The sequence below is a fragment of the Pseudomonas sp. v388 genome (assembly GCF_003935425.1).
In the GTDB taxonomy this organism is placed as follows: domain Bacteria; phylum Pseudomonadota; class Gammaproteobacteria; order Pseudomonadales; family Pseudomonadaceae; genus Aquipseudomonas.
This window is the reverse complement of sequence record NZ_RHQN01000005.1, coordinates 157726-169915: the sequence shown is the minus strand read 5'-3', so window position 1 is coordinate 169915 and position 12190 is coordinate 157726. Positions and strand designations below refer to the sequence as shown.

General features: G+C 60.9%; 10 protein-coding genes. 6 read left to right on the top strand and 4 right to left on the bottom strand.

Features of this window, described 5'->3' with window-relative positions; translation table 11 throughout:
• Positions 1 to 92: 92 nt before the first annotated feature.
• Positions 93 to 1010 (top strand): ornithine carbamoyltransferase, encoded by a 918-nt coding sequence (gene argF / locus EGJ27_RS13580; RefSeq protein WP_125831262.1) that lies wholly within the window; start codon positions 93 to 95, stop codon positions 1008 to 1010.
• Entirely contained in the window at positions 1007 to 2080 is a 1074-nt protein-coding gene (locus tag EGJ27_RS13575; RefSeq protein WP_125831261.1) for an ABC transporter ATP-binding protein, read from the top strand. Before argF ends, EGJ27_RS13575 begins: the two co-directional genes overlap by 4 nt.
• Positions 2081 to 2206: 126 nt before the next feature.
• Here the strand turns inward: EGJ27_RS13575 and ybaK are convergent, their stop codons facing one another.
• Entirely contained in the window at positions 2207 to 2677 is a 471-nt protein-coding gene (gene ybaK / locus EGJ27_RS13570; RefSeq protein ID WP_125831260.1) for a Cys-tRNA(Pro) deacylase, read from the bottom strand.
• A gap of 348 nt (positions 2678 to 3025) precedes the next feature.
• Here ybaK and EGJ27_RS13565 point away from each other — a divergent pair, with 348 nt between their 5' ends.
• The 4 genes from EGJ27_RS13565 to glpD all read left to right on the top strand — a co-directional run bounded on the left by EGJ27_RS13565 (position 3026) and on the right by glpD (position 8049).
• Positions 3026 to 3880, top strand: coding sequence for an MIP/aquaporin family protein (locus EGJ27_RS13565; protein WP_125831259.1), 855 nt, complete (start codon positions 3026 to 3028; stop codon positions 3878 to 3880).
• 29 nt (positions 3881 to 3909) lie between these two features.
• Positions 3910 to 5415 carry a glycerol kinase GlpK gene (glpK, locus tag EGJ27_RS13560; RefSeq protein WP_125831258.1) on the top strand — a complete coding sequence of 502 codons (1506 nt, stop codon included), beginning with the start codon at positions 3910 to 3912 and terminating at the stop codon, positions 5413 to 5415.
• Positions 5416 to 5511: 96 nt separating this feature from the next.
• Complete coding sequence (locus EGJ27_RS13555) at positions 5512 to 6267, top strand: DeoR/GlpR family transcriptional regulator (RefSeq protein WP_125831257.1); 756 nt, start codon at positions 5512 to 5514, stop codon at positions 6265 to 6267.
• Positions 6268 to 6510: 243 nt separating this feature from the next.
• Positions 6511 to 8049: a glycerol-3-phosphate dehydrogenase gene (glpD, locus tag EGJ27_RS13550; RefSeq protein ID WP_125831256.1), complete on the top strand. Its 1539-nt coding sequence runs from the start codon at positions 6511 to 6513 to the stop codon at positions 8047 to 8049.
• Between the two features lie 129 nt (positions 8050 to 8178).
• Here glpD and dsdA read toward each other — a convergent pair whose 3' ends face one another.
• The 3 genes from dsdA to EGJ27_RS13535 form a co-directional block, all read right to left on the bottom strand.
• Positions 8179 to 9519, bottom strand: coding sequence for a D-serine ammonia-lyase (gene dsdA, locus EGJ27_RS13545; protein WP_125831255.1), 1341 nt, complete (start codon positions 9517 to 9519; stop codon positions 8179 to 8181).
• Positions 9520 to 9555: 36 nt separating this feature from the next.
• A complete protein-coding gene (locus EGJ27_RS13540; RefSeq protein ID WP_125831254.1) occupies positions 9556 to 11088 on the bottom strand; it encodes an amidase in 1533 nt (510 codons plus the stop codon).
• Positions 11089 to 11199: 111 nt separating this feature from the next.
• Entirely contained in the window at positions 11200 to 12111 is a 912-nt protein-coding gene (locus EGJ27_RS13535; RefSeq protein ID WP_125831253.1) for a LysR family transcriptional regulator, read from the bottom strand.
• Positions 12112 to 12190 lie beyond the last annotated feature (79 nt).

The following is a 12190-nucleotide window of genomic DNA, read 5'->3' as shown; positions in this document are numbered from 1 at the left end:
GCTCAACGCGGCTTTCGCCGCAGGTCAGGCCCGTTTCCCGATATAAACCGGCTTTCAGAACCTGCGGTCTGTTGCAAAAAAGGTAGTTAATCATGAACGCCAGGCACTTTCTCTCGATGATGGATTACACCCCAGACGAGCTGCTGGGCTTGATTCGTCGTGGCGTAGAGCTCAAAGACCTGCGAAATCGCGGCGTGCTTTTTGAACCCTTGAAGAATCGGGTGCTGGGGATGATCTTCGAGAAATCCTCGACACGTACCCGTCTTTCCTTCGAAGCCGGCATGATCCACTTGGGCGGCCAGGCCATCTTTCTGTCCCACCGCGACACCCAACTGGGTCGCGGTGAGCCGATTGCCGACAGTGCCAAGGTCATGTCGCGGATGCTCGATGCGGTAATGATCCGTACCTACGCCCATGCCAACCTGACCGAATTCGCCGCCAATTCGCGGGTGCCGGTAATCAATGGCCTGTCCGACGACCTGCACCCCTGCCAGCTGCTGGCCGACATGCAGACCTACCTGGAACATCGCGGCGCGATCAAGGGCAAGACCGTTGCCTGGATCGGCGACGGCAACAACATGTGCAACAGCTATATAGAAGCGGCGATTCGCTTCGACTTCCAGCTGCGCGTGGCTTGCCCCCTCGGCTACGAACCCAACCCTGAATTCCTGGCCTTGGCCGGCGATCGGGTCACCGTGGTCCGCGATCCAAAAGCGGCCGTCGCCGGCGCGCATCTGGTCAGCACCGACGTCTGGACCTCAATGGGCCAGGAAGAAGAGACGGCCAAGCGCATGGCGCTGTTCGCACCGTTTCAGGTGACCCGCGCCCTGCTGGATCTTGCAGCCGAGGATGTCCTGTTCATGCATTGCCTGCCTGCGCACCGTGGCGAGGAAATCAGCGAGGATCTGCTCGACGACCCGCGCTCGGTGGCATGGGATCAGGCCGAGAACCGCCTGCACGCGCAAAAGGCGCTGCTGGAATTTCTCGTCGCGCCAAGCCAGCCAGCATGACCAGGTTGCTGCTGAACCTGCGCAATCTCGCCTGCGGCTACCAGGATCAGCGCGTGGTGCAGGACTTGAACCTGCACCTCAACGCAGGCGACATCGGTTGCCTGCTGGGTTCCTCGGGGTGCGGCAAGACGACCACGCTGCGCGCCATCGCAGGCTTCGAGCCGGTTCACGCCGGTGACATCACCCTGGCCGGCGAGGTCATTTCCCGCCCCGGCTACACCCTGGCGCCCGAGAAGCGCCGGATCGGCATGGTGTTTCAGGACTACGCGCTGTTTCCGCACCTGAGCGTCGCCCAGAACATCAGCTTCGGGATCCGCAAACATCCACGTCTGCGCCAGATCACCGAAGAGTTGCTGGAGTTGGTCAACCTCAAGACCCTAGGGCAGCGTTTTCCCCATGAGTTGTCCGGCGGCCAGCAACAGCGTGTCGCCCTTGCACGTGCCCTGGCCCCGGAACCGCAACTGCTATTGCTCGATGAGCCGTTCTCCAATCTGGATGGTGAGCTGCGCCGACGCCTGAGCCATGAAGTACGCGACATTCTCAAAGCGCGCGGCACCAGCGCCATCCTGGTCACCCACGACCAGGAAGAAGCCTTTGCGGTCAGCGACCATGTGGGCGTGTTCAAGGAAGGTCGACTCGAACAATGGGATACGCCATACAACCTCTATCACGAACCTCTGACTCCGTTCGTAGCCAGCTTCGTCGGCCAGGGCTACTTCATTCGCGGCCAGTTGATCGACCCGGAGTCGGTGCAGACCGAGCTGGGCGTACTGCGCGGCAATCGTGCGTACCCCGGCGTTCGCGGCAGTGCCGTGGACGTGCTGCTGCGCCCGGACGACATCGTTCATGAGCCGAACAGCGATCTCAAGGCGCGAGTATTGGGGCGAACCTTCCAGGGCGCGGCGACCCTGTATCGGCTGCAACTGCCGACCGGCAGCGAGCTGGAAGCCATCTTCCCCAGCCATGCTGACCACATGGCGGGAGAAGACGTCGGCATCCGCGTAGCGGCTGACCATCTGGTGCTGTTCCCTGCGGCGGGCAGTGTGGCGGCGCATAGCAGCCACCTCTGACACAGCACTTTTTCTGCAGGAGCCAGCTTGCTGGCGAAAAGGTCAGTACATTCCATGCAGATGTATCGCCTGACAATAAGTCTTCGCGACCAAGGTCGCTCCTACGGTATCTGTGTGATGCGCGCGTCAGGCCCTTCCTATCGGCGCAAACACAGCCCTGGTGTGTTCCGCCAGCACGGCGGCTGACAACTCCACTTCCAGTCCGCGCCTGCCGGCACTCACAAAAACGGTCTGAAACGGCTGCGCGCTCTGATCGATAAAGGTGCGCAGGCGTTTCTTTTGCCCCAGCGGGCTGATGCCGCCCAGCAGGTAGCCGGTGGAACGCTGCGCAGCGGCCGGGTCGGCCATTTCGGTTTTCTTCACGCCCGCTGCCTGTGCCAGGGCCTTGAGGTCCAGCGTGCCGGCGACCGGCACCACGGCGACCAGCAGCTCACCCTTTTCAGAGGCGGCCAGCAGCGTCTTGAACACCCGAGCCGCTTCCAGCCCCAGCTTCTCGACAGCCTCCAGCCCATAGGACGCTGCTTTCGGGTCATGTTCGTAACTGTGTATTCGGTGTTCGGCGCGAACTTTTTTCAGCAAGTCCAAAGCGGGTGTCATGCGTCACTCCTGGCGATTAGGGCGGCGGCTATCTTAAGCGATTCAACTGGCCGTGCCTTGATCCACGCCGCTCTCGGGCATGCGGCCTTCGCAACTGGATAAGTAATTTCTTACAGAACAGTCATGACGAAGCGCCCGCGTGTCGGCAGAATACGCCTGACTGTTCAGTTCCGACCTTTGACAGGGTTCTTTCTTGTCTATATTTTTTCGTTTGCGAAGATCTGACTGAAACCAAAAAACGTAGGACGGGTCTTACAACCGGTCGGGAATGGGGTTTTCCCGGTACGGAAGAAATGAGCGCCAGCTATGCATTCGGTGCCGACAAAAAATACAAAAATCGAGGTTTCCATGACTATTGCGTTACGACAACCGACGTTGGGTGGCCAGTGCCTGGCCGAATTCCTGGGCACGGCACTGATGATTTTCTTCGGCACGGGGTGCGTTGCAGCGCTCAAGGTCGCGGGCGCCACGTTCGGTCTCTGGGAAATCTGCATTATCTGGGGATTGGCGGTCAGCATGGGGATCTACCTGAGCGCCGGCGTTTCCGGGGCTCACCTCAATCCTGCGGTCAGCATTGCGCTGGCTTTGTTCGCAGGCTTTGAAAAAAGAAAACTGCCTTTCTATATTTCGGCTCAGGTCGCAGGCGCGTTCTGTGGCGCAGGGCTTGTATACCTTCTGTATATCAGCCTGTTTTTCGAGTTCGAACATGCGCACCAAATGGTTCGCGGCAGCGTCGAGAGCCTCGAGCTTGCATCGGCGTTCACCACCTACCCGAATGCGGCGATTTCCGTTGGCCAGGCGTTTCTTGTCGAAGTCGTCATCACCACCATTCTGATGTGCGTGATCATGGCAATCGGTGATGACAAGAACGGCCTGCCACGCGGAGCCATGGCGCCGCTGCTGATCGGCTTGCTGGTCGCCGTGATCGGTGCTTCGATGGGGCCGCTGACCGGTTTCGCCATGAACCCGGCCCGGGATTTTGGTCCAAAATTGATGATATTCATCGCGGGCTGGGGCGAAGTAGCGTTCACCGGTGGACGCGACATACCTTATTTCCTGGTTCCAGTCTTTGCGCCGATCCTGGGCGCCTGCCTGGGTGCAGCCGGGTACCGCATGTTCTCGCGTCACCTGCCCGGCGCTGTGCCCGTTGAACGTGAAAAAGATGCCGGTGTTGCGCGCGGCAAAGTCTCGGCTTCATCCTGAATTCCACCCTTTCAAGCAAGGCAATCGACATGACAGACACTCAGAACAAGAACTACATCATTGCTCTTGACCAGGGCACTACCAGTTCGCGCGCCATCATCTTCGACCGCGATGCCAACGTGGTCAGCACGGCGCAAAGCGAATTCGTACAGCATTATCCGCAGGCCGGCTGGGTCGAGCACGACCCGATGGAGATCTTCGCTACCCAGACCGCCTGCATGACCAAAGCGCTGGCCCAGGCCGACCTGCACCACAACCAGATCGCCGCCATCGGTATCACCAACCAGCGTGAAACCACTGTGATCTGGGAGCGGGACACCGGCCGCCCGATCTACAACGCCATCGTCTGGCAGTGCCGCCGCAGCACCGAGATCTGCCAGCAACTCAAGCGCGACGGCCACGAGCAGTACATCAAGGACACCACCGGCCTGGTCATCGACCCGTACTTCTCCGGCTCCAAGGTCAAGTGGATTCTGGACAACGTCGAAGGCAGCCGCGAGCGCGCCCGCAAGGGCGAGCTGATGTTCGGCACCATCGATACCTGGCTGATCTGGAAATTCACCGGTGGCAAGGTTCACGTTACCGATTACACCAACGCGTCGCGCACCATGTTGTTCAACATCCACACGCTGGAATGGGACCAGCGCATGCTCGACCTGCTGGACGTTCCGCGCGAGCTGCTGCCCGAAGTCAAGGCGTCTTCGGAAGTCTACGGTCACAGCAAGAGCGGTATCCCGATTGCCGGCATCGCCGGTGACCAGCAGGCGGCGCTGTTCGGTCAGATGTGCGTGGAGCCCGGCCAGGCGAAGAACACCTACGGCACCGGCTGTTTCCTGCTGATGAACACCGGCAAGAAAGCCGTGACCTCTGCCCACGGCATGCTGACCACCATCGGTTGCGGCCCGCGTGGCGAAGTCGCTTACGCACTGGAAGGCGCAGTATTCAACGGTGGCTCGACCGTGCAGTGGCTGCGTGACGAACTCAAGCTGGTCAACGACGCGCTGGACACCGAGTACTTCGCCAGCAAAGTGAAGGACAGCAACGGCGTGTACCTGGTACCGGCCTTCACCGGTCTGGGCGCTCCGTACTGGGACCCGTATGCCCGTGGTGCCCTGTTCGGCCTGACCCGCGGCGTGAAAGTCGATCACATCATCCGTGCGGCGCTGGAATCCATCGCCTACCAGACCCGCGACGTGCTGGACGCCATGCAGCAGGACTCCGGCGAACGCCTCAAGTCGCTGCGCGTGGACGGCGGCGCGGTAGCCAACAACTTCCTGATGCAGTTCCAGGCCGACATTCTCGGCACTCAGGTCGAGCGTCCGCAAATGCGTGAGACCACTGCGCTGGGCGCGGCTTTCCTGGCCGGTCTGGCAATCGGGTTCTGGAGCAGCCTGGATGAGTTGCGCGACAAGGCCGTGATCGAGCGCGTTTTCGAACCGCAGTGTGGCGACGCCGAGAAGGAAAAAATGTACGCCGGCTGGCAGAAGGCCGTGGCGCGCACCCGCGACTGGGAACCGCACGAAAACGAAGAGTAAGTCCGCACGGGCGGCGCGGGGCAGGATTCGGGCTGACAGGCATCGGGTCCTGCGGCATCATGGGTGCCGTTTATAGAGGGCGCCCAAGGAAAAACAATGAACCTGCCTCCCCGCCAACAACAGATCCTCGAACTGGTCCGCGACCGCGGCTACGTCAGCATCGAGGAAATGGCGACGCTGTTCGTCGTGACCCCCCAGACGATCCGCCGAGACATCAATCAGCTCGCGGAAATGAACCTGCTGCGCCGCTACCACGGCGGCGCGGCCTATGACTCAAGCATCGAGAACACCGCCTATGCCATGCGCGCGGATCAGATGCGCGACGAAAAGCAGCGCATCGCCGAAGCGATTGCCGCGCAAATCCCCGATCACGCCTCGCTGTTCATCAATATCGGCACCACCACCGAATCCATTGCTCGCGCCCTGCTTAACCACAGCAACCTGAAAATCATCACCAACAACCTGCACGTGGCCTCGATCCTGAGCGCCAAGGATGACTTCGAAGTGTTGCTGGCAGGCGGTGTCGTGCGACGTGACGGCGGCGTCGTCGGCCAGGCGAGCGTCGACTTCATCACGCAGTTCAAGGTGGATTTCGCACTGGTGGGCATCAGCGGAATAGACGAAGACGGCAGCCTGCTGGATTTCGATTATCAGGAAGTGCGGGTTTCCCAGGCGATCATCGCCAACGCCCGCCAGGTTTTGCTGGCAGCGGACTCCAGCAAATTCGGCCGCAACGCCATGGTGCGCCTGGGGCCGATCACCCTGATCGATTGCCTGGTCACCGATCAACCTCCGGTGCCCGCGCTGCAAGCGTTGCTGGCGCAGAACAAGATTCGGTTGGAGGTCGTATAGCGCCCCAATACCTGTAGGAGCGGGCGGCGCCTACAGGGGCCGGCGCATCCGGGCTCTTGCAAGCACGCGACAACCCTCGCCCTACAATGTTCACTTTTGTTGTTTTGTGTTTTCATCATCAGTAATTTCAATCAATCCCGGCTGGCAGACTGGTTTTTATTGCGCTATGATTTTCGAAAATGAACATTAATGTTCGGTTTCGCCTTTCGAGCCGCGCTCAAGAATAAGTCAGGAGGCTTCCAGATGCCCCAAGCTACCGTGCCTACACCGCCCCTTTCCGAGGTTTACGACATCGCCGTTATCGGTGGCGGGATCAATGGTGTCGGGATTGCCGCCGATGCATCCGGTCGCGGCCTGTCTGTGTTCCTGTGCGAGAGGGACGATCTGGCCAGCCACACGTCCTCGGCCAGCAGCAAGCTGATTCACGGTGGCCTGCGCTATCTGGAGCACTACGAATTCCGCCTGGTGCGTGAGGCACTGGCCGAGCGCGAAGTTCTGCTTGCCAAAGCGCCGCACATCGTCAAGCCGATGCGCTTCATTCTTCCGCACCGTCCGCACTTGCGTCCTGCATGGATGATTCGCGCCGGTATGTTTTTGTACGACAACCTCGGCAAGCGCGAAAAGCTGCCCGCTTCACGCACCGTGAAGTTCGGCGCCGACAGCCCGCTCAATGCCTCGATCAGCCGTGGTTTCGAATATTCCGATTGCTGGGTGGATGACGCACGCCTGGTGGTGCTCAATGCCATGGCCGCCCGTGAAAACGGCGCCCATATCCACACCCGCACCCGCTGTGTAAGCGCTCGCCGGATCAAGGGCATGTGGCACCTGCACATGGAGCGCAACGACGGCAGCCTGTTCTCCGTGCACGCCAAGGCTTTGGTCAACGCGGCCGGCCCGTGGGTTGCCAAGTTCATTCGCGAAGACCTCAAGCTGGACTCGCCATACGGCATTCGCCTGATTCAGGGCAGCCACCTGATCGTGCCCAAGCTCTATGAGGGTGAAAACGCGTTCATTCTGCAGAACGAAGACAAGCGCATCGTGTTCACCATCCCGTATCTGGAACATTTCACGATCATCGGTACTACCGACCGTGAATACCAGGGTGACCCGGCCAAAGTGAAAATCACTGAGCCGGAAATGGATTACGTACTGAAGGTCGCCAACGATCACTTCAAGAAACAACTGACCCGCGACGATGTGATTCATACCTATTCGGGCGTGCGTCCGTTGTGCAATGACGAGTCTGATAACCCGTCGGCGATCACGCGCGACTACACCCTGTCGTTGTCGGGCAATGGTGAAGAAGCGCCGATCCTTTCGGTATTCGGCGGCAAGCTGACCACCTACCGCAAGCTGGCCGAATCGGCCCTGGCGCAGCTGGCGCCGTACTTCAAGCACATGAAGCCAAGCTGGACCGCGACCAAGCCGTTGCCGGGCGGTGAAGACATGACCACGCCTGCGGAACTGGCCAGCGAACTGACCCGCCGCTTCAGCTGGTTGCCGGCGCCTATCGCCAAGCGCTGGTCGATCACCTACGGCCAACGCAGTCTGCGCCTGTTGGATGGAGTGCAAGGTCTGGAAGACATGGGCCAGCACCTGGGAGCCGGCCTGTACACCCGTGAAGTGGATTACCTGTGCGACACGGAATGGGCGACCACAGCCGAAGACATTCTGTGGCGTCGCAGCAAACTGGGCCTGTTCATGACCCAGGAAGAACAGGCGGCGGTGCAGGCTTATCTGGAAACCGTACTGCGCAGCAAGGCGGCGTTTCAGGCAGCCTGATCAGGCTACCAGCGGCGATCCTGATGGGGGAAGGAGCTTGCTGGCGACGAACAACAACGCGGTTGTTCCAACAAATCGCGGTGTTTGCGTCGCCAGCAAGCTCCCTTCCAGAGTGTTTACATCGCACTCTCACTCTTTGCTCAGATAGGCATTCATCTCTGCTTCCGGCACCATCCCGCCGCCGGTTGCCCAGACCAGATGAATCGCGCCGGCCGGCAAGCCGCCGGGCATACCCAGACGATGGCGATATCCCTGATTTTCCTGAAGCACGCGAGCGAACCCCGGCGCGCCAGCCAGCGCGGACGGCTCCAGCTTCAAGTTTTCAGTCTCGTTCAGCAGCCGTAGCAGGCTGAACAATTCTTCGTCGGTAACCGTATAAAAGCCGTCGAGCATGCGCTGCATCGAACGCCCGACGAACCCCGACGGCCTGCCGACCGCCAGTCCATCTGCGGCCGTTTGGTTGCTGATCCCGAAATCCTGAACCGCCAGGCCATCATGCAGACCGGTGTAGACCCCCATCAACATGCAGGGCGACTGGGTCGGTTCGGCGAAGATGCAATGCACGTGATCTCCGAACGCCAGCTTCAGGCCGAACGCGATGCCGCCGGGGCCGCCACCCACGCCGCAAGGCAGATAGACGAACAATGGATGCTCGGCATCGATCATGATGTCGCGCTCGGTGAGCTGCGCCTTCAGGCGCTCGCCGGCCACCGCATAACCGAGAAACAGCGTTCTGGAGTTCTCGTCATCGATGAAGTGGCAGTTCGGGTCGTTCTGCGCCTGCTCCCTGCCCTGCTCTACCGCCTGGCCGTAATCCCCGGCGTACTCCACCACTGTCACGCCGTGGGCACGCAGTTTGTCTTTCTTCCATTGCCGAGCGTCGGCCGACATGTGCACGGTGGTGGCAAAGCCCAGTCGAGCCCCGGCGATGCCGATCGACATGCCCAGATTGCCGGTGCTGCCCACCGCGATCTGGTGCGAACGGAACAGCGCCTGACAAGGCTCTTCGGCAAGGCGCCGATAGTCATCAGACTCGGTCAACAGACCATGCCGAATCGCCAGTTGCTCGGCATGAAACAACACTTCATAGATGCCGCCGCGCGCCTTGACCGACCCGGAGATCGGCAGGTGGCTGTCCTTTTTCAGCATCAGTCGCACCGGCGGCTCTACGTCGTAGCGGGCGCGCAATGCTTCGCCGAACGCGGGCACATCGACCAGTTCGGACTCGATGATGCCTTGGCTGGCAGCCACTTCCGGGAACGCCTGGGCCAGAAACGGCGCGAATCGGCGTAAGCGTTCACTGGCCTGACGCACATCCTCGGCGGTGAGGTCGATATCGTTCAACGCATCAGCCAGCGGCGCGATCTGCGGATTGAACCAACTGACTTCGGTACCGGCCAGAACGGGTTCCAGCAGCGCAAACTCCTGCTTCCACTCGGCGAGGCTTTTGCCATAAACAGACTGGGTCACTGCGCTTTCTCCACGGTGCGAATAGTCTCGGGTTGGTCAGACCGCCGGGCGGCCATCAGTCACGCTGCTGTATTGGTCCGGCGTCCGCGGCGGGTGCGTCACCGGTGTCCACAGGTCCACTTCGCTGCGGGCCAATACGGCCATGTCCGGGCGCGGGCGGCGCAGTTCGGCACTGGTTTCGCAGTGGGTTTCGATGGCCTGAGCGGCCAGCAGCAGTTCGAGGTCGCCACGGAATCTGCCGATGACCTGCATGCCGAACGGCATTCCGAGATGGTCCACGCCCATGGGCATCGACAGCGCCGGATTGGTGGCCAGGGTCACGACGTAGGTCAGCGCCAGCCAACGATAGTAGTTTTCCAGTTCGACGCCGTTGACGCGTTCCAGATACGGCTGCTCCCACGGGAACGCCGAGACCGGCGTGGTAGGCGACAGAATCAGGTCGTACTGGCCGAACAGCTTCTGGAAGCGACGAAAAATGCGGGTCTGCTCGCCACCGGCCCAGACGCAATCCTTGAGGGACATGCGTGCGCCCATTTCATAGTTGGCGCGCGGGTTCGGGCCCAGCGAATCCGGATCCTTTTCATAAGCGGCCTGCAAGCTGCCGACGAATGCTTCGGCGCGGACCACATCGAAGCAGCGATGCGCGTGCTGCATGTCGATTTCGACTTCTTCGCAGCTGGCGAACACGCCTTTCAGGCTGGCGATCTTGTTCCGGAACACGCGGCGAATGTCCTCGTCCACGTCGCAGACGCCGAAGTCTTCGGTGTAACCCACGCGCAGGCGCGACAGGTCCGTTGGCTGGTAGCCATCCATGGACGGCGACATGGCGAAGTCGTAGCTCAGCGGGTCACTGGGCGCGATGCCGGCGGTGGCGGCCAGTTGCAGCCAGGTATCGGCCACGTCACGCCCCATTGGCCCGACCACGGAAATCGGCGTCCAGCCCAGCAACTTGCGTTCGCTGGGGACCAGGCCCGGCGAAGTGCGCAAGCCGACGATGCCGCATTTGGCGGCGGGAATGCGCAGTGATCCACCGGTGTCCGAACCGCTGCACAGCGGCACCATGCTGGCCGCCAGCGCCGCAGCCGCTCCACCCGAGGAACCACCGGCGTTCAAACGAGGGTTGAACGGATTGCCGGTCGCGCCCCATACCGGGTTGCGGGTGTTGGCGCCCGCGCCCATTTCCGGCACGTTGGTCTTGCCCACCACGATCGCGCCGGCCCCACGCAGTCGCCGGACCAGTTCGTTGTCCTGCGCCGGAACGTTGGAGCGGAACAGCGGCGAACCGTAGGTGGTCAGCACGCCTTCGGTTTCTTCCAGATCCTTGATGCCGATCGGCAGGCCGCTGAGCATGCCGCGCTCTTCGCCGCGCAGGATCGCCCGCTCTACGGCACGCGCTTCTTCCCGGGCACGCTCGAACGAGGTGGCGCAGAAGGCGTTGATCTTCGGGTTGTAGGCTTCGATGCGCGAGATGCACGCCTCAAGAACTTCAGTAGGCGAAACCTGACGCGAATCGAGCAGCGACTTGAGTTCTACCGCGCCTTTGTCGGCCAATTCATTGGGGTTATGCATGACACTGTTCTCGCGCAAAAAGAGTGAATAAATAATAAGAACGCGTGACTGCCCGCCACAACCAACTAATTCAGAAGGCAGCCATGCTTTTTACAGAACAGTCGCGTTCAACTATTCAGTCTGGGAAAGAATCGCTTTCATATGTTCGATGAAACGCGTCATGGTCGGTGAAAGTTGTCGGCGAGCGAGGGTTTGAATTTCGATGGCCCGATCACTGCCGGCAATTTCCGCCAGGTTCAGCGCCGTGAGCTCATTGGCTTTCAAGCGATGGCGAACGAACAATTCTCCGGTAAACGTCACCGCGTTCCCGGAGATGGCGAATTGCACCAAGGTTTCCAGGTTTTCCGTATCCAGAACGCTTCTGTAGACCAGCCCTGCCCGGCTGCAATAGATGTCCAACAGTTCGCGCAACGTCGACGTCGGGCCCGGCAGCGCCAGCGGGTAGTCGACGACTTCACTGAGCGTCACGCTGCCGCGACTCGCCAGTGGATGGCCCGGTGCTACGAGCGCCAGCAAGGGCGCCGGCTGGCTATAGACCACATTGATATCCTTGGCGGCGCCGAGGCTGAAGCAGAAGCCGATATCCACTTGCGCCTCACGCACCAGACGAGTGACTTCACGGGCCGACGCCACTTGAATCTGGAAGCTGCCCGGTATGCCGGCGGCCTGGAACCTGGCAATCGCGTCGGGCAGGCAATGGGAGGCGAATCCCTGGGTGCAGGCCAGCTTGATCAGCGATTCGGAGTTGTTCTGCAGCGCTCTGATTTCGTTGCTCACCTGTTCGGCGTCCAGCAGCGTGCGGCGCGCGTAACCGGCCAACAGTTCACCGGCGGCGGTCAGCGCCACGCCTCGGGACTGGCGTTCGAACAAGGGTGCGTCGAGTTCGCTTTCAAGGCGGCTGATCTGGCGGCTGATCGCTGAAGGCACGACATGCAGCCTGGCCGCCGCTTCGCTGATGGAGCCGCTGTTGACCACTTGCAGGAAGTAGCGAATGGCGGTCTCGCTGAGGATACGAGCGCTCATGGGCGAGTGGTTCTCCGAATACGAAAGGTCGCATTTTAGTCGAACCGTCCCGCGGGTATGGCCCTCGTTGAGCGCTGTC

Excerpts from the sequence above, each read along its gene's own strand:
- argF (WP_125831262.1), top strand. The coding sequence starts at position 93 with ATGAACGCCAGGCACTTTCTCTCGATGATGGATTACACCCCAGACGAG.
- EGJ27_RS13575 (WP_125831261.1), top strand. The coding sequence starts at position 1,007 with ATGACCAGGTTGCTGCTGAACCTGCGCAATCTCGCCTGCGGCTACCAG.
- ybaK (WP_125831260.1), bottom strand. The coding sequence starts at position 2,677 with ATGACACCCGCTTTGGACTTGCTGAAAAAAGTTCGCGCCGAACACCGA.
- EGJ27_RS13565 (WP_125831259.1), top strand. The coding sequence starts at position 3,026 with ATGACTATTGCGTTACGACAACCGACGTTGGGTGGCCAGTGCCTGGCC.
- glpK (WP_125831258.1), top strand. The coding sequence starts at position 3,910 with ATGACAGACACTCAGAACAAGAACTACATCATTGCTCTTGACCAGGGC.
- EGJ27_RS13555 (WP_125831257.1), top strand. The coding sequence starts at position 5,512 with ATGAACCTGCCTCCCCGCCAACAACAGATCCTCGAACTGGTCCGCGAC.
- glpD (WP_125831256.1), top strand. The coding sequence starts at position 6,511 with ATGCCCCAAGCTACCGTGCCTACACCGCCCCTTTCCGAGGTTTACGAC.
- EGJ27_RS13540 (WP_125831254.1), bottom strand. The coding sequence starts at position 11,088 with ATGCATAACCCCAATGAATTGGCCGACAAAGGCGCGGTAGAACTCAAG.
- EGJ27_RS13535 (WP_125831253.1), bottom strand. The coding sequence starts at position 12,111 with ATGAGCGCTCGTATCCTCAGCGAGACCGCCATTCGCTACTTCCTGCAA.